14 protein-coding genes are annotated in these 18,799 nt (G+C 34.4%); 5 read left to right on the top strand and 9 right to left on the bottom strand.

What is annotated here, in order from left to right; translation table 11 throughout:
• The first annotated feature begins 158 nt into the window (after positions 1-158).
• On the top strand, positions 159-1,508 hold the full coding sequence (locus G3A47_RS07520) for a serine hydrolase domain-containing protein (protein ID WP_166921560.1): 1,350 nt from the start codon (positions 159-161) through the stop codon (positions 1,506-1,508).
• A gap of 215 nt (positions 1,509-1,723) precedes the next feature.
• Here G3A47_RS07520 and sufD read toward each other — a convergent pair whose 3' ends face one another.
• From sufD to G3A47_RS07560, 8 genes are all read right to left on the bottom strand, one after another.
• A complete protein-coding gene (gene sufD, locus G3A47_RS07525) occupies positions 1,724-3,040 on the bottom strand; it encodes a Fe-S cluster assembly protein SufD (RefSeq protein WP_166921561.1) in 1,317 nt (438 codons plus the stop codon).
• A gap of 48 nt (positions 3,041-3,088) precedes the next feature.
• Positions 3,089-3,478, bottom strand: coding sequence for a four helix bundle protein (locus tag G3A47_RS07530; RefSeq protein ID WP_166921562.1), 390 nt, complete (start codon positions 3,476-3,478; stop codon positions 3,089-3,091).
• Between the two features lie 88 nt (positions 3,479-3,566).
• The gene (gene sufC, locus G3A47_RS07535) at positions 3,567-4,313 is read right to left on the bottom strand and encodes a Fe-S cluster assembly ATPase SufC (RefSeq protein WP_166921563.1); all 747 of its coding nucleotides are present in this window, start codon (positions 4,311-4,313) and stop codon (positions 3,567-3,569) included.
• Positions 4,314-4,327: 14 nt separating this feature from the next.
• A complete protein-coding gene (locus G3A47_RS07540) occupies positions 4,328-4,816 on the bottom strand; it encodes a flavodoxin family protein (protein ID WP_166921564.1) in 489 nt (162 codons plus the stop codon).
• Positions 4,817-4,821: 5 nt separating this feature from the next.
• Positions 4,822-4,968 (bottom strand): Txe/YoeB family addiction module toxin, encoded by a 147-nt coding sequence (locus G3A47_RS23855; protein ID WP_243860401.1) that lies wholly within the window; start codon positions 4,966-4,968, stop codon positions 4,822-4,824.
• A gap of 115 nt (positions 4,969-5,083) precedes the next feature.
• Complete coding sequence (locus tag G3A47_RS07550; protein ID WP_166921565.1) at positions 5,084-5,281, bottom strand: DUF2683 family protein; 198 nt, start codon at positions 5,279-5,281, stop codon at positions 5,084-5,086.
• A 15-nt stretch (positions 5,282-5,296) separates the two neighbouring features.
• Complete coding sequence (gene sufB / locus G3A47_RS07555) at positions 5,297-6,745, bottom strand: Fe-S cluster assembly protein SufB (protein WP_166921566.1); 1,449 nt, start codon at positions 6,743-6,745, stop codon at positions 5,297-5,299.
• A 78-nt stretch (positions 6,746-6,823) separates the two neighbouring features.
• Positions 6,824-7,153 (bottom strand): HesB/IscA family protein, encoded by a 330-nt coding sequence (locus G3A47_RS07560; RefSeq protein ID WP_166921567.1) that lies wholly within the window; start codon positions 7,151-7,153, stop codon positions 6,824-6,826.
• A gap of 612 nt (positions 7,154-7,765) precedes the next feature.
• On the opposite strand from G3A47_RS07560, the gene G3A47_RS07565 reads away from it, so the two are divergent.
• Entirely contained in the window at positions 7,766-8,623 is an 858-nt protein-coding gene (locus G3A47_RS07565) for an MBL fold metallo-hydrolase (protein WP_166921568.1), read from the top strand.
• A 74-nt stretch (positions 8,624-8,697) separates the two neighbouring features.
• Here G3A47_RS07565 and G3A47_RS07570 read toward each other — a convergent pair whose 3' ends face one another.
• Positions 8,698-12,459, bottom strand: coding sequence for a T9SS type A sorting domain-containing protein (locus tag G3A47_RS07570; protein ID WP_166921569.1), 3,762 nt, complete (start codon positions 12,457-12,459; stop codon positions 8,698-8,700).
• A gap of 232 nt (positions 12,460-12,691) precedes the next feature.
• Between G3A47_RS07570 and G3A47_RS07575 the strand changes: the two genes are divergently transcribed.
• The 3 genes from G3A47_RS07575 (at position 12,692) to G3A47_RS07585 (ending at position 18,760) form a co-directional block, all read left to right on the top strand.
• Entirely contained in the window at positions 12,692-14,326 is a 1,635-nt protein-coding gene (locus G3A47_RS07575; RefSeq protein ID WP_166921570.1) for a S8 family peptidase, read from the top strand.
• A gap of 61 nt (positions 14,327-14,387) precedes the next feature.
• The gene (locus tag G3A47_RS07580; protein WP_166921571.1) at positions 14,388-16,268 is read left to right on the top strand and encodes a M1 family metallopeptidase; all 1,881 of its coding nucleotides are present in this window, start codon (positions 14,388-14,390) and stop codon (positions 16,266-16,268) included.
• Between the two features lie 140 nt (positions 16,269-16,408).
• Entirely contained in the window at positions 16,409-18,760 is a 2,352-nt protein-coding gene (locus G3A47_RS07585; RefSeq protein ID WP_166921572.1) for a hypothetical protein, read from the top strand.
• The last annotated feature ends 39 nt before the right edge of the window (positions 18,761-18,799 follow it).

Below are 18,799 nucleotides of genomic sequence, written 5' to 3' on the forward strand. Positions count from 1 at the left end.
TTCTATAATTTCCTTTTATGATGCTATTGGAAGAATAACGAAATATTGATTTTGTAGTATTTATCTATTTTTTTTGTGTTTTTCTAATATTATTTCTAAAAAGTGTTGTAAAATTGTGAAAACAAATTGATCATATTGCATAGAAATATTTAAATACCATGAAAAAAATCGTAAAACTACTTGTGTTTCTTTTGGTTGTCGTTCTTTTATATTTTGGATTTACTACTTATCCTAAGCTGGATCTGATTTCGGGCTTTTCTGCAAAAAGCGTTGCGTCGGGGCATTTTATTGACAATCGACCGTTGGAATTAATTGAAAAAGGAGATAATGATATTCCGTTGCTTGATCTTGCGACCAACAAGATTGATGAAGCAGGTAAATTTGCTACTTCAGCAGTTTATGGATTAAAAGAAAGAAAAGCTGTTTATCGTGAAGGTTTAGGGGCCACTTTGATTAATGAAGATTATGACGTTTCAAAACCATATGATATTCCGAAGAGGACTAAATTGGTAAACAATTTGCCATTTCCTTATGGGAATAACGAACCAAAAGATACTGTTTTTGCCAATGTAGACTATTCGAAATTAAAAACTGCGGTAGCGAATGCTTTTGATAAACCCGGAGGAAAATCGAAAAGGACGCGTGCGGTTGTAGTTTTATATAAAGACAAATTAATTGCCGAAAAATACGATACGGGTTTTACTAAAGACAGTAGGATTTTAGGCTGGTCGATGACCAAAAGTCTTACCAGTGCTGTTTTTGGAGCACTTGCCAAACAGGGAAAAATTGATATTTACAAACCCGCTCCAATTGCAGAATGGAAAAATGATGACCGTAAGATCATAACGGTTAACGATTTGCTGCACATGAATTCCGGTTTAGAATGGGTAGAGAATTACAATACTATTTGTGATGCTACTGAAATGCTTTTTCTGGCAGAAGATATGGGTAAAGTACAGATGGATAAACCGGCTCAATTTAAACCCAATACCCATTGGAGTTACTCTTCCGGAACTACTAATTTATTGTCTAAAATTTTAAGAGGACAGTTTAAAACTCATCAGGAATATATTGATTTTTGGTATGCTGCCGTAATCGATAAGATTGGAATGAATTCTATGATTGTGGAGCAGGATATGGCAGGAAATTTTGTTGGTTCGTCCTACGGTTGGGCTACACCGCGCGATTGGTCCAAATTTGGTTTACTGTATTTGAATAAAGGAAACTGGAATGGAGAACAGGTTTTGGAGGAAAGCTGGGTAAAATATACGACTACACCAACGAATACTTCTCAAGGAAAATACGGAGCTCAATTTTGGTTGAATGCCGGAGGGAGATTTCCTGATGTGCCACGTGACATGTTTTATTGTAATGGTTATCAGGGGCAGATGGTGGCGATTATTCCGTCACTTGATTTGGTGATTGTGAGAATGGGACTTAAAGAAGATCCTGAATTTGATTTTAATGGTTTTTTGAAAAGTATAATTGAGAGTGTGAAGAAGCAGTAACTTTAGGTTTAACCGCAAGTCACAAAGTTTCTCACGCAGATTAAGCTGATATTTTTGTTTTTCCGATAAAACTGTCTAAATAAATCTGCTAAATCTGCGTGAGAAAAATTCTCTGTCAATAAGAGTTCGCAAAGATTTACGTAAAAGGGCGCAAAGTTATATAAACTTGCGCCCTTTGCTTTTTTTCCTTTGAGAACCTTGCGGTTAAGAAAATCTTATAAATCGAATCCTAAACTTACCCCTAACTTAGTGGCAATGATTTTAGTAATACGTTGTTTTAATTCGGGTATTTTGATACTCTCGATAACAGCATTTGAGAAAGCATACATTAATAATGCTTTTGCTTCTTTTTTAGGAATTCCGCGGGATTGCATGTAGAACATCGCTGTTTCGTCAAGCTGTCCGACAGTACAACCGTGAGAACATTTTACATCATCTGCAAAAATTTCTAATTGAGGTTTTGCATTGATAGTTGCTTTATCGCTCAATAGAATGTTATTGCTTTTTTGGAAAGCGTTTGTTTTCTGAGCTTCTTTTTCTACTAAAACTTTTCCGTTGAAAACTCCCGTAGAACGATCATTGAATATTCCTTTATAATCCTGGAAACTTTCGCAATTTGGTGTTGCGTGGTTTACTAAAGTATAATGATCTACGTGTTGTTTGTCGTTAAGAATAGAAATTCCGTTTAAAGTACTTGTCAGTCTTTCACCAAAGTGATAGAAGTTAAGATTGTTACGGGTTAGATTTCCTCCAAACGAAAAAGTATGTACGTAAGCGTGACTTTCCTGTTGTTGTGAAACATAAGTGTTGTCAATTAAATTAGCTTCGCTGTTATCGTTTTGAATTTTGTAATAATCCACAATAGCGCGTTTTTGAGCGAAAATCTCCGTAACAGCATTTGTTAAAACCGGGTTTTCATTCAAGCTTTGGTGACGTTCGATAATCTGAACATGTGAATTTTCTCCAACAATAATCAAATTTCGAGGTTGTACCATTAGTGCTGCTTCGTTTCCTGTTGAGAAATACATGATTTCGATAGGTTTGTCGGCAACTTTCTTTTTTGGAATATTGATAAAAGCACCTTCCATTGCAAAAGCAGTATTTAAGGTAGTAAGGCTATCGTCTTTACTTGCGATCTGATTGAAGTACGTATCAATAACCATCTTATATTTTGGTTTGGTCAATGCCGATGACATCAAACAAACATCAATTCCGTCGTGCGTGGTAGAAGACAAATGTGAACTGAAAACCCCATCGATAAATACCAGTTTATAGGTGTCGATTTCGTGTAAAAAGTATTTTTTTACCTGATTAAATTCAACTGCATTTTCCTGCTTTGGAAAAACCGTAAAGTCATTTTTTAAGATGGCGTTTAACGATGTGTATTTCCAAGCTTCTTCTTTTTTGGTTGGGAAACCTTTATTCTCGAAGTTTTTTAAGGCGTTCGTGCGAATGTCATGTAAATCTGAATGTACATCAACACGCTCTTCAAAAGCCATAAAAGACGATACTAATTTTTCTTTTAAATCCATTGTTCTTTTGTTTCCTTCGGGTTTCAGGTTTCAAGTTTCAGGTTGTATCTATAGAAACTTATTTCCTTTGAAATCCTTTTTATTAAGATAAGTGATAAAGTTTTTTATTTTACCACTTAAGTTTTCATAATCTGTTTTTAAAATTTCGAACTTTTGTTCTGTAATATATTCAAAATCAAAAGCCCGATAAAGCTGAGATCTTATTTCTCCGGCTGAACCTTTTGCAATAGATAAGAATTGTCTAAATTCTAAATTTCCATCTCTTTCAAAACCTTCAGCAATATTGTCCATTACAGAACCAGATGATGCTTTTATTTGATTTTTAAATCTGAAATCTGAATTCAATTTGGTTTCGATCGCGACAAGATGAATTTCTGTTGCTAATCGTCTGGCTTCTTTCCAGATTTCTAAATCTTCAAATCTATTTATCGTTGCCATAATTTCCAGCTTTTAAAGTTAAAGAATAAACTTACAAAAAATAAGTTTAACATGGAACTAAAAAAACATGAAACATGAAACTAAAATTTTAGTTTTCCGCCTTAATCCAGTCGTATCCTTTTTCCTCCAGTTCGTAGGCCAATTCTTTTCCACCAGATTTTACGATTTTTCCGTTGTATAAAACGTGAACGAAATCCGGAACGATATAATCTAATAAACGTTGGTAGTGTGTGATTACGATAATGGCGTTTTTCTCGCTTTTTAATTTGTTCACACCGTTGGCAACAATTCTTAAGGCATCAATATCAAGACCAGAATCGGTTTCGTCAAGGATGGCTAATTTTGGCTCTAACATTGCCATTTGAAAAATTTCGTTTCTTTTTTTCTCTCCACCCGAAAAACCTTCGTTTAAAGAACGGGATAAAAATTTACGATCGATTTCCAGCAATTCAGATTTCTCACGAATTACTTTTAGCATTTCGTTAGCCGGCATTTCTTCCTGACCATTTGCTTTACGAGTTTCGTTGATCGCTGTTTTCATGAAGTTTGTAACACTTACTCCGGGAATTTCTACAGGATATTGAAACGAAAGGAAAACTCCTTTGTGTGCTCTTTCTTCCGGTGCAAGATCAGCAAGATCTTCTCCGTCAAGGAAAACTTCTCCGTCTGTAACTTCGTAGTTTTCGTTTCCGGCGATTACAGCCGAAAGTGTACTTTTTCCGGAACCGTTTGGCCCCATGATGGCGTGTACTTCACCAGCTTTTACTTCGATATTAATTCCCTTAAGGATTTCTTTATCCCCAATTGAGGCGTGAAGGTTTTTTATTGATAACATTGTTTTTTTTTCTTTTATATAAATGTCAATTCTATTTTTGTTGTTTGCTTTAGGATGTTAGCATTAAAATGCGCGTGTCCTAAATATTCCATGCCTAAATAATCGGCTGTTTTTTTGAATGGTATGTAAAAACTGTCTTCAATTTCATTATCGTGTGAATTGGATATCACGGCAATTTTCTTTCCTCTCAGTTTTCTCCCGGTTTCTTTTTCGATCCGGATTAAATCTGAAAAACGATCAAAGAAAACTTTCATGATTCCACTCATATTATACCAATAAATGGGTGTAGCAAAAATCAAAGTATCGTATTTTTCGATGATTCCTGTTATTAAAGGTAAAAAGTCGTCCTCTAAATTTTTGCTTTCATAGTCATAATAGGAAATAGAATAATCGCTTAGATTAATTATATCTACGTTTGATTCTTTAGAAATTTCGTCCACAATTTTTGTTGTGTTTCCGTTTTTTCTGGAAGAGCCTAAAATGATTACAGTTTTGTTTTCCATTAATGTTATTCGTAATGTCCTTTTAAAGACAAAATGTCCAGTATTTCAATTGTATTTTGTTCGGTAACTCTATAGATTATTCGATGTTCCTGATTTATTCTTCTAGACCATTTTCCGGCTAGTTGATGCTTTAAAGCTTCAGGCTTTCCGATACCTTCAAAGGATGAATCATTATGTCTTCTATTAAAGCCGTAATTTTATTCATAATAGCTTTATTCCCAGATTTTTTCCAAAATTCTCTGTCTTTTTGCGCTTTTTCTGAATATATTACTTCCACAAATCTTCTAACTTGATTTTAACTCCTTTCCCGTCCTCAATACTTTTTTGAGCATCCAAAATTTCTTTCACAAATTCAGGATTATATGGTTTCTCTACTTCTTCAACAATTTCAAAACCAAGAGATTTTGCCAGTGATTTTAAAACCGGAAAATCTTTTTTCTTTACATTTTTTAAAAGGATATCCATATTACTTTGTTTTTATTATCCTACAGAACCTTCCAGAGAAATTTCTAATAATTTTTGAGCTTCAACAGCAAATTCCATTGGTAATTTGTTCAAAACGTCTTTACTGAAACCGTTTACAATCAAAGCAATCGCTTTTTCTGTCGGAATACCTCTTTGGTTGCAATAGAAAACCTGATCTTCTCCAATTTTACTTGTAGTTGCCTCGTGCTCAATTTTTGCAGAAGGATTTTTACTTTCGATATAAGGGAAGGTATGAGCTCCACAATTATTACCCATTAATAAAGAATCACATTGCGAAAAGTTTCTTGCATTCTCGGCTCTTGGACTAATTTGCACCAATCCTCTGTAGCTGTTTTGTGATTTTCCGGCAGAGATACCTTTAGAGATAATAGTCGATTTAGTGTTTTTACCTAAATGGATCATTTTAGTTCCGGTATCGGCTTGCTGGTAATTATTGGTAACGGCGATAGAATAAAATTCTCCAACCGAATTATCTCCTTTTAGTACACAAGACGGATATTTCCAGGTTACCGCAGAACCGGTTTCTACCTGTGTCCATGAAATTTTAGCATTCGTTTCGCATAAACCTCTTTTGGTTACGAAATTATAAACACCACCTTTTCCTTCTTTGTTTCCAGGGAACCAGTTTTGAACAGTTGAATATTTAATTTCGGCATCATCCATGGCGATCAATTCAACAACAGCAGCATGTAATTGATTTTCATCACGACTTGGAGCTGTACAACCTTCCAAATAAGAAACGTAACTTCCGGCATCAGCAATAACAAGAGTTCTTTCGAATTGCCCTGTTCCTGCCTGATTGATTCTGAAATAGGTTGAAAGTTCCATTGGACAACGAACGCCTTTCGGAATATAACAGAAACTTCCGTCAGAGAAAACAGCTGAGTTTAAGGCAGCATAAAAGTTGTCTTTTTGAGGTACAACTGTTCCTAAATATTTACGAACTAATTCAGGGTGTTCTTTGATGGCTTCTGAAATTGGACAGAAAATAATTCCTTTCTCAGCCAGTGTTTTTTTGAAAGTCGTAGCGACAGAAACAGAATCGACCACAATGTCCATAGCAACATTGTTCATCATTTTTTGTTCGTCAACAGAGATTCCTAACTTTTTGTACATTTCTAAAAGTTCAGGATCTACATCGTCTAATGTTTTATTAGGATCTACCTGCTTTGGAGCAGAGTAATAAGAAATCGCTTGGAAATCCGGTTTTTCGTAATGAACGTTTGCCCATTCCGGCTCAATCATTTCTTTCCAGGCACGAAAAGCCTCGATGCGCCATTCGGTCATCCATTCCGGTTCTTCTTTTTTAAGAGAAATAGCTCGAACGATGTCTTCGTTTAAGCCAATAGGAAACGTTTCCGACTCAATATCGGTATAAAATCCGTATTCGTATTCTTTGGTTTCGAGTTCGATTTTTAAATCGTCTTCAGTGTATTTTGACATTTTTTAGTTTTTTAAAACTTTTTGAAAAGGTTTCATTCTCAAAAGGTTTAAATTTTTGCTGTTATAAATTCTTTTGATTTATAGTGAAAAAGATTCTCCACAACCACAAGTTCTGCTTGCATTTGGATTGTTGAATACAAACCCTTTTCCGTTTAATCCGCCTGAGAACTCCAGTATTGTTCCGGCTAAATATAGAAATGATTTTTTTTCAACTGCAATTGTTATGTCGTTGTCTACAAATATTTTATCGTCGTCACCTTTGGTTTTGTCAAATTTTAAATCATATGACAAACCGGAGCATCCGCCACTTCTTACACCTACGCGTACGTAATCATGAGCGGCATCAAAACCATCGTCTTTCATCAAATCGATGATTTTCTTTTTGGCTGTATCAGAAACTTTTATCATTGTGTTTATAGTATTTGTTTTTTTCTTTCATATTAAAAAAGCACTCGAAATAGCACTAAAATGATTACATTTTAAAGTGCTGTATCTCAATGTTAAAATGAAATTATTTGCAAAGATACGACTTAAATACCTTTTTCCATAATGGTTCACATTATTATAACAAATGTTAAAATAGACAAAAATTATTTTGTGATCCGAAGCAGTCGTTCCGGAGTTTTGAAATTGGATTTTCGAGAAGTTTTTTTGCCACGAATTACACGAATTTTCATGAATCGTTTTTTTTAACGGGCGATGTTGGTGTTGCTTATTATTTGTGTGCTGTTATAATTAGCTTTTGCGTGAAGTTTGGTTTTACATGGTTAAGTAATTTTTCGGCAAGTTACAATTTGCACGAATTGTTTTTTTTAAACGGGTGATGTTAGTGCTGCTTATTAGTTTGTGTGTTGTTGTAATTAGCTTTAGGATAAAATTCAGTTTTCACTTTGTTAAGTAATTTTTGCAACAGATTACAATTCCTGCAATTAGTGTCAAGTCTTTGCTTTTTTGAATATTTTTTTTAGCATATGGAAATTGGTTTTGCTAGCTTTGTTTTTCTAACAGAAACTTATTTTCATGAAATTATATCCAATAGAATCCGGAAATTTTAAACTTGATGGGGGTGCCATGTTTGGTGTAGTGCCTAAAACCATCTGGAGTAAAACGAATCCTGCCGACAACAATAATTTGATTGATATCGCAGCACGTTGTCTGCTAATTGAGGACGGAAACCGACTCATTTTGATTGATACCGGAATGGGAAACAAACAGTCGGATAAGTTTTTTGGATACTACTCGCTTTGGGGATCTCATTCTTTAGATGCTTCTTTGGCAAAATACGGCTTTCACCGCGATGCTATTACCGATGTTTTTATGACACATCTTCATTTTGATCATTGTGGAGGAAGCGTTCAGTGGAATTCGGATAAAACCGGATATGAACCTGCGTTTAAAAATGCTAAATATTGGACGAATGAAAGTCATTGGGAATGGGCAACAAAACCTAATGCCAGAGAGAAAGCCTCTTTTTTATCGGAGAATATTTTACCGATGCAGGAAAGCGGACAGTTGAACTTTATTCAGAGACCCAATAGTGATTTTGGAGTTGCCGAAGAACTAGGTTTTGGAATTTATTATGTAGACGGTCATACCGAAAAACAGATGATTCCACATATTCAATACAAAGATAAAACGATTGTTTTTTGTGCTGATTTATTAGCGACTGCGGGACATATTCCGTTGCCGTATGTTATGGGATATGATACGAGACCTTTATTAACAATGCCTGAGAAATCAAAATTTTTGAATGCTGCTGCAGATCATAATCATTATTTGTTTCTGGAGCATGATGCGCACAATCAAATTATAACGGTAGAACACACCGAAAAAGGAGTGCGATTGAAAGACGTTTTTACGTGTGAAGAAATCCTTTAGAAGAAACTTTTAAACATAAAAAAATCCCATTTTCAAATTGATGAAAATGGGATTTTTAGTTTTAGCTCAATTATTTATTCAAGAATGATTTTCTTGGCAGAAGCAGCATCCTGGTTGATTAGATACACATAATAAATTCCTCTCGGAAGACCGGATAAATTGATTGTGTTGTTGGTGTTTGACGGGTCTAAAGTAAATGTTTTTACTAATTGGCCCAATGCATTATAGACGGTCGCCTTTTCTAAAGTAACATGGTTGATGTTTAACTCCCCTTTAGTTGGGTTTGGAGATATCGTAACTTTGTCAAAAATTGTTTCTTCGAGTCCCAGAGAAGAACAATTTGATGAATATACTGCTGTAGCATCTTTTTTATCTGCCCATTTTTCATTTGAATACTTTTCATCATCTACCTGTATGCATTTTAGATTTGGATTTCTCAAAAAATTAACGGTTATTAAATCGTTTGAGATCCATTTATTGAAACCATTTTTTAAATTTAAACTATAAAGATTGTTATCAGAACAGTTTATGGAGCTTATATTGTTTGAAGAAAGATCCAGATTTGTTAATTGATTTGAAAAACAACGCAATTCATTTAAATATTTATTGTTGGAAACATTAAGAACAGTTAATTTATTTGTCCAACAAAAGAGCTTTCTTAAATTAATATTTTTAGCAACATCAACGCTTTTTAATTCATTGTCATGAATATATAGTTCTTTTAAAGCAATATTCTCTGATGTGTTGATAGTAGTTAGTTTATTATTAGAAACATATAACTCGATTAAAGCTACGTTTTTGGAAATGTCTATTGTGGTTAACAAGTTATTAGCACAGTTTAAATAGGTCAATGCTGTAAAGTCCTCAATTCCGGTTAGGTCAGAAATAGAAGAGGAATTTAAACTTAAGTCAGTTATATTAGAAATTTTTGCTGTTGCAATTTTTCCGTCCGGAGTACCGGTATCAATTTTTAACGCAATTAGTTTATTTTCGAAATTGATATCGGGAATTAGAGTATAAGGTATAGTACAGGTTTGATTAAAAGTTGCCAATGCATCTTTTTTTCCTGACCAATTTGCATTGGCATAGGAAGCATCATCGACCTGTATACATGCTAAAATTGGATTGTCTTTAAAATTAGAATTAGCCACATCGAGATTGATGTTATTGCCATTTTTTAAATCCAAGTACCATAAATTATTATATTGACAGTCTAATTTAGTCAGAGCAGTATTTTTAGAAACATCTAAAGTTTCTATTCGATTACTGAAACAGTTTAAAGATGTTAAAGCCTTATTTTTAGTTACATCCAGGGCTTCTATTCGATTATAGGAACAATTTAAAGCTGTCAAGGCAATATTATTGGAAACATCCAGAGTAGTAAAATTGGTGATGATAGAATTATCGCTCAAATTCAAATAAGTTAGAGCTTTGTTTTTAGAAACATCAAGGCTCTTTAATCGATTTTTGCTGCAATCTAAATAGGTCAAAAATCTGTTTCCTGAAACATCTAATAGAGTCATCGCATTGTTGGAAGCATATACAGTAGTTAAAAAGATACTATTTGATAAATTTAATCCTTGTATTTTGTTTAATCCGCAGTCTAAGTAAGTCAAGGACAGAAAATCCTGGATTCCGTTTAAACTTGTAATATTACTGGAAGAAACATCTAAAGATGTTACATAAGTTATACTGGTTGTCATAACTTTTCCGTTTTTGCCATCGGTATCAATTCCTATGTCGATCAATTTCTGTTCAAAAGCAGGATCAAGAATTGTGGTATAGGCAATATTTGTACCGCATGAGGTGTTGTAAGAGGCTTTTTTATCTTTATTTTTCCAATTTGTATCCGCGTAGCTTATTTTATCAACTGTGATACAAGTTAAATCCGGATTGCCTGTAAAAACAGGTTTTGGCATATTTAGATTATTACCATTTTTTGCATTCAGGTTCACCAGTCTGTTGTTACTGCAATTAAAAATATTCAAAGACATATTTTTTGAAAGGTCAAGACTTGTTAAATAGTTATTAGAACAATTTAAAGAGACCAAACCGACATGATTGGAAACATCAAGATTCGGCAGTCGATTATACGAACAGTCCAAAGAAGTCAAATGAATATTTTTTGAAAGATCTAAACGGATCAAGCTATTATAGCTACAATTTAGTTCGTTTAATTTTAAATTTTGGGTTAGATCTAAAGAGGTTAAATTTGTTGATTTACAATCTAAAACTGATAGGTTAGCATTAGCAGAAACATCTAAAAGTCCCATTTCAGTATTGTTTGAACAAAGTAAAGAAGTCAAAGCAATATGTTTAGTGACATCAAGAGAGGATAATTGATTTTTGCTGCAGTTCAAATCAGTTAAATTTAGATTTTTTGAAATATCTAATGAAGACAGTTTAGAGTCACTGCAGTTTAAAGACTTTAGTTTGATAAAACCCTGAATTCCTGTTAAGTCCGCTATGCCGCTGGAGGAAACATCTAATGTGGTTTGTGAGGAAATACTAGCCGTAAGTACTTTTCCGTCAGGGGAACCGGAGTCTATCCAAAGTGCGATTAGTTTTTTTTCAAAATTTAAATCCGGAATCGCAGTATATTGCTGGTCACATGACAAGGTATAGGTAGCTCCGGAGTCTTTATTTTTCCCCCAGTTTTTATTAGAATAGATTACGTCATCTACTGCAATACATTTTAGATATTGATTTGAAGTGAAATCTATTTTATAGGAGTAATTAGAATAAAAAGCGGTGTTTTTGCCGTTTTTTAAATTTAAATCGGTTAATGCATTGTTCTTACAATAAAAAGTTGTCAGAGCAGTATTTTTTGAGATATCAAGATTTGTTATTCTATTATCGTTGCAATTAAGATAAGAGAGAGCAGTGTTTGCAGAAACATCAAGATTTGTTAAAGAGTTTGAGTTACATTGTAGCGATTTTAAAGCATCGCTTTTTGGGAGGCTCAGATTGGTTAACTTATTGTAATAACAATTAATTGTAGCCAATGCCTTATTTTGAGAAAGATCCAGATTTGCTAATTGATTGTTGTAGCAGGATAAAGTAGTTAAAGCAAGATTTTTGGTAAGGTTTAAGTTTGTAATTTGTTGTCCGGAACAATCTAAAGAAGTTAAGGCTGCGAAATCCTGAATGCCTGTTAAATCTGTAATAGATAAACCTGGACCATGTATATTAGTGGTTGTATTCAAAGCTATTAACGAGGCTATATCGGCAGTTAGCACTTTTCCGTCAGCTATACCCCAGTCATAACTAAGACTAATCAATTTTTTTTCAAAATTGGTATCAGGAATGAGGGTGTATTTTTCGGTTCCTTTGACGTATACCTGCACATCGTCGATGGCTACATTAAACCCGATAGTATCAAAAGTAAGCAAGGAGATACTTAGATCGTAAGAAAGGTTCTGATCTGGTGTAAAAGTACTTTCGGCCGGTGTCCAATTGTTGTCTGTTGCAAAAGAGCTGGTGGAAAGTGTTGCAGCACTTCCGCTTTTGCCAACATTTAGTACTATGGGGTGAGAGGTGTTGAAATTGCTGCTTAAGTATTTGTATTTAAATCTTATGGTGTAAGTTACTCCGGCACTCATAGGGACTTGAGTTGTAATTTTTGGAGTCAGAGCACTACTTACAAAAGATAGTCTTGCACTGTTAAGTCCTCCTCTGTAATCGGCAGTGTTTTGTATAACATTATTTTGAGCGGTCCAATGAGGTAGTGTGGTGCTATTGGTCCAGTTTTCGAAGTCTCCGTTCGAAACTAAATTTACCTGTGCATAAATAGAAAAATTAGCTAATAATAGGAATAAAAGTAGTTTTGTTTTCATAGATAGGATTTAGTATTTTGGTAGTACAAGTATACAAATTACAATTGTAGTTTTATTACGGAAAGACGTATTAATTTTTTTTTCAAAAAGCAACGTTAAAACACACAGAAAGTACACAGTAATAAATTGATAACCGTTAAAAAATCATAAGGCAGTGTTAATGGTTAGCTTTTTGCAACAAAAAAGCATAATTTAGTCGCAACTTTTAACTTTTATATTAAAAATAGATTACATGAGTCCAATAAAATCAAATACTTTATCTGCTTTTGCATTACTTGTTTTAGCAGGTTGCAGTGCTACTTTGCAAGCACAAGTTTCTACTCCTAAAGCAGCAATTACGGCTCCTTTAGTTATTGTAAAAAAAGCTCCCGTTACTGAGAATGAATTAAAAAGATGGAGCCACCTTGATTTAGTAAAAGATACTATTGCGGGAATGAGCGTTGATAAAGCCTACGCAGAGTTGCTTCAGGGAAAAACGGGTAAAAAAGTAATCGTAGGTATTGTGGATTCGGGCGTAGATATCGAGCACGAAGATCTGAAAGGAATGGTTTGGACCAATCCTAAAGAAATTCCGGGTAATGGAATTGATGATGATAAAAACGGATTTATTGATGATATCAACGGATGGAATTTCCTTGGAGATGCGGTACATGAAAATCTTGAAATGACTCGTGTTGTTAAAAAAGGAGATGACGGATCTGCGGAATACAAAAATGCATTAGCACAATACGAAGAGAAATCGAAAAAAGTTTTGCAGGACAAACAACAGGTTGACTACTTGTTAGACGTGCATAATACGATAAAAAAAGCCTTAAACAAAACCACTTATAAACTGGAAGATTTAAGCGCAATTACTTCAACAGACGAGAAAGTAGTGTTGAGTAAAAATATCATGACTCAGATTTTTGGTAATGCAGGGCCTACTTTTGATCCGGAAGCAGAACTGGAAGATTACAGAGAGCATGTGTACGATCAATTTAATTATAGTTTGAATAAAGATTTTGATGGAAGAAAAGTTGTAGGAGATAATTCGGAAGATATTAGAAATACACGTTATGGTAATAATGTGGTTTTTGGTCCGGATAAAGAAAAAGCACTTCACGGAACTCACGTTGCCGGTATTATTGCGCAAGTTCGAGGTAATAACTTAGGTGGAGACGGTGTTGCCAGCAATGTCGAAATTTTAACCGTGAGAGCAGTTCCGGACGGCGATGAGTATGATAAAGATATTGCTCTGGCAATTCGTTATGCCGTTGATAATGGGGCAAAAGTAATTAACGGAAGTTTTGGAAAAAGCTTTTCTCCTCACAAAGAATGGGTTTATGATGCTATAAAATATGCAGCCAAAAAAGATGTCTTAATTGTTCATGCTGCCGGTAATGACGGTTATAATATTGATGAAACAAAAAACATCAATTATCCGAACGATTCTAAAGACAACATCAAAGAATTTGCCGATAATGTAATTACTATTGGTGCTATCAATAAAGAATACGGACAAAATGTAGTCGCAGGATTCTCTAATTTCGGAAAAATAAACGTTGACGTTTTTGCTCCGGGAGAAGAAATTTATGCAACAGTTCCTAATAACAAATACAAGTATTTACAAGGAACTTCAATGGCTTCGCCAAATGCTGCGGGAGTTGCGGCTTTAATCCGTTCTTATTATCCAAAATTAAAAGCTTCACAAGTTAAGTATATCCTGATGGAATCAGGAGTTGCGCTTCCTTCAATGGTAGTTTTAGGAGAAAATCCGGATCCGAATCAAAAACCGGTACCGGTTTCGTCTGCCGAATCTTCTAAAACAGCTAAGATGGTAAATGCTTATAACGCTTTATTAATGGCTGAAAAAATGTCAAAAAAATAAAAAAATAAATTACTAATCCGATGGAAGAGTGAAGACTCTTCCATTTTCTATTTTATTGAATATGCATAAAATATTACTATTTTCTTTTCTGAGTTTTGGTTTAAACTCTGCTTTTTCGCAAAGCGCTCCATACTGGCAACAACATGCCGACTATAAAATGGAGGTTTCGATGGATGTAAAAAACTATCAGTATAAAGGGAAGCAAGAATTGGTGTACACCAATAATTCTTCTGATACCTTAAAAAAAGTATTCTATCATTTATTTCTGAATGCATTTCAACCCGGAAGTGAGATGGATGCCCGTTTGCATTTTATTAAAGATCCGGACGGAAGAATGGTCAATAAAGTAAAAAGCGCTGATGGTAAAGAAACAAAACAAAGCCGAATTGAAACTTTAAAACCAAACGAAGTAGGATATTTAAAAGTTAGCAATTTCAAGCAGGATGGAGTTACAGCTCAAACCAGAACTTCCGGAACTATCCTGGAAGTAACACTGGCGAAGCCTATTTTACCAAATTCTAAAGCAACTTTTACATTAGATTTTGACGGGCAAGTTCCGGTTCAGATTCGTCGTACAGGAAGAAATAATTCTGAAGGAATCGAAATGTCAATGTCGCAATGGTATCCAAAAATAGCTGAATTTGATTTCGAAGGCTGGCATGCAGATCCTTATATCGCAAGAGAATTTCACGGAGTTTGGGGTAATTTTGATGTGAAAATTACAATTGATAAAGAGTATACTATTGGAGGTTCAGGCTATCTTCAGGATAAAAACCAAATCGGACACGGTTACGAAGATGCAGGTGTGACTGTAGTATATCCTAAAAAGACAAAAACCTTAACCTGGCATTTTATCGCACCAAACGTGCATGATTTTACCTGGGGAGCAGATAAAAACTACATACATGATATTGTAAAAGGACCAAATGATGTTGATTTGCATTTCTTTTATAAAAACAATCCAAAAGTAGCAGAAAACTGGAAAAAACTGGAGCCATTAATGGTGAAGGTAATGGAATATTACAATCAGAAAGTAGGAGTTTATCCTTACAAACAGTATTCTTTCATTCAAGGTGGTGATGGCGGAATGGAGTATGCGATGTGTACTTTGATGTTAGGAAACGGAACTCTTGAAGGGATCCTGGGAACTGCTACACACGAATTGGGACACTCTTGGTTTCAGCATATTTTAGCTTCAAACGAGTCAAAACACCCATGGATGGATGAAGGTTTTACAACTTACATCGAAGACAGTGCTTTGAATGAATTGGCAGGAGATAAAAAAGTGGCAAATCCGTTTAAAGGAAATTACAATGCCTATTACAGCTTAATTGCATCAGGAAAAGAGCAATCACAAACGACTCATGGTGATCGTTATGATGAGAACAAACCTTATAGTATCTCTTCTTATGTAAAAGGAAGTATCTTTCTTTCGCAATTGGCTTATGTAATTGGTCAGGAGAATTTAGATGCGACTTTAAAAAGATATTATAACGATTTTAAATTCAAACACCCAACTCCAAACGATATCAAGAGAACAGCAGAAAGAGTATCCGGTGCTGAATTAGACTGGTATTTAATTGACTGGGCAGAAACAACCAATACAATTGATTACGGAATTAAAGACGTTGCAGATAACGCTGGAAAAACAACCGTTACTTTAGAAAGAATTGGAAGAATGCCAATGCCTATTGACTTAACTGTTGATTATACAGACGGTACTTCTGAGACTTTTTATATTCCGTTAAGAATGATGAACTACATTAAACCAAATCCTAATTCAAATGTGAAAAGAACTGTTTTGGAAGATTGGGCATGGGCAATGTCAAACTATAGTTTTACGATAGACAAAAACAAAGCTGCGATTAAAAAAATCACCATCGATCCTAGCGGATTAATGGCTGATGTAAAAGCAACCAATAATGTTTATGAAGTAAAATAAGTTACTGGATTAAAGAGAAAGAGGCTGTCTCAAAATAGAGGCAGCCTCTTTTTTTTGTTTGCATTTCGTTTTTGTAAGTATTTTTTGTATATTTATATATTGATGATAAGTTATTATGTGTTAAATTTAAGTAAAAAAAGATGGAAACTAGTAAATTAAACCCCGTAACCCAAAATGATGAAATGACTTCTGATGAGAGAAGTAAACTCATTATACGAGACAGTTTTGAATTAAATATTAATTCAATGATTCAAAAAGCAAATAAAGATCCGTTTTATGCAGCTGCAAGACTTTTAAAAGATCAAACCGACCACATTGAACAAATTTCTCCATTTGTACAATGGAAAGAGCAACGAAAAGATAAGATTGAAAGGTTTAATAAACGACAGCAAGATATAAACAATTCTAAAGGCTCACATGATTTGGAATGGGGGAAGCTTAAAGCCGAAGAGTTTATACCAAATATATTGGAAATAAGTGACGAAAAATACAAAAAAATGGTTGCCGGTTGGGTATTCTCTGGTTTACCATATGGTATAAATTCAGTAGTTAGTTCTAGTTTAAATCCACTAAGTTACATTCCGTTTGTAGGAGTAGCAGCTCAGGCTACTGCAATACCATCAGCTGTAATTTCTGCGTCGGAAAGCATTTTAGCAAAGTACCTCGCTAAAGCAGCAGATGACTCTTCAACTGCGATGAAAATCGCTGGCAGACAGGTTTTAATGCCCGAAATTGCAAGCGCGCTATCCGCAGGAGAAAGCAATGAAAAATTTGATGATAATGTTAAATTTATGTCTATAGAATTAGATAATTTAAAAGATATTGACAGTAGTAGTTTTGAAGGTATTTTGGATGAGATAAATGTGATTCGCAATTCACAGAAAATGACTTCCGAAAGATTGAGATATGGAATGGTTGGTGGAGTAACCGGAGTGCCAAATGCCGCATTATCATTTGCTGTTTCAACGGGCTTAGGCTTAATAGGGATTCCGTCAGTAGCTGCCACTTTGATTACTTCAACATATGGATGGGCTACAGGTTCAGGTCTTTCTGAAGCTGCTCAGCAGGATTACGGAATGAGACTAAGAACAAAGCATTGCAGTTTAGATCCCGAGCAACCATTCCAGGCTCGTAAGTTTTATATGAGCGGGACAGAAAACAAACTCACCGTTATTAAATCTATGACTGATAATTCTATAATAAGAAATCAAATTAGGTTGGAGGATTTAAATAAAAAAAAATATTTTTTTGAAAAATGGCGTAATGAAAGGATCGAAGCAATTAGCAAAACGAAGTTATCGAGATTGGAAAAACTGTTAGACAATATTTCACTTCTTGAAAGAGCCTATGATAGAAAAAGAAATGAAATTCAATGCGAAGAGGATATTCAATTAAAAGAGCGCAAAAAAATAGACAAGGAATACATTACAGAATCAGCAAGGCTGCAAGTTGAGTTTTATGAATTAGAGAAGAAGATTATAGACAATTCTAAGAAAAAAAGTAAAGGTGTTAAAATATCATCTATTATTGAGGATTTAGAAAAGAGTATTAGTAAGAGAACAAATAAAGTTTTAATAAATACAAAAGACTCTAAACTTTTAGATGGAGTGCTCAATGGGATTAAGGATCCTGGCAATTTAGTATCTGGAAATCAAAATGTACATGAAGTTGAAATGCTTACAGAGCTTACTCCGGGTTCAAAGGCATATGGATTAATTGATGATCCAAAAAAATCATACAAAAAGACCCTAAGTAGAATCTCCAGGAAAGGTAAGGCACTTCGGAGAGCAACTAAAATAATTGATAAAACTTTTGATAAATTTTTTGATGCTACGAAGAAGTCTGATACACCATCTTCAAACACATCACATATTTTCTCTCTTGGAGCTGCTGTATATTGTGATTCACTCAGAACTTACAGTGCTTTGGGTTTTTCTTACAGTTACAATATATTTAAAAATCGCAGGATAAATATGATTCCAAAAAATGTTGGATTTAACCGTATGGTTGAAGCGGTTCCTGGTGCTGTTTTAACAAACACGATTTCTTCCCAGCTTAAATTTTTCCCCGGTAAAGATTTAACTAAAATTGGTACTGCATCTGGTTCAACGATCGCTGCGGCTGCAAATCAATATGGAGCTGCCCACAATCCGTATGTCGATAGAAGTCCTGGTATAAACCGAGCCTTTAAAAATATGATTAAATCTCCTTTAGATATTGGCAGACATGTTTTTCGAGTAAAGTCTGTAGACAATCTTGCTGCCAAAGTTGAAAAAGAGATGACAGAATTAAAATTTCTGGACAGGCAAGAAAGTACAGGTTCAACAACTAGCCAGGAGTCGTCGGAAAATGATAAGTTATTGTCTGGTTTAAAATACAGCTCTGCAATGAGAAAATTTGAGAGTTCTGTAGAAAAAAAAATAAAGAAAGAAGACAAGGTAAAAGAGGTGGTTAGCAAGAAGAAAAATGAGGACCGACGACCGTTACTCTAAATTTAAACTGTTATCAATTTAGCAGAAAAGAAAACCCCG

The sequence above is a fragment of the Flavobacterium poyangense genome, assembly GCF_011751075.1.
In the GTDB taxonomy this organism is placed as follows: Bacteria; Bacteroidota; Bacteroidia; order Flavobacteriales; family Flavobacteriaceae; genus Flavobacterium; species Flavobacterium poyangense.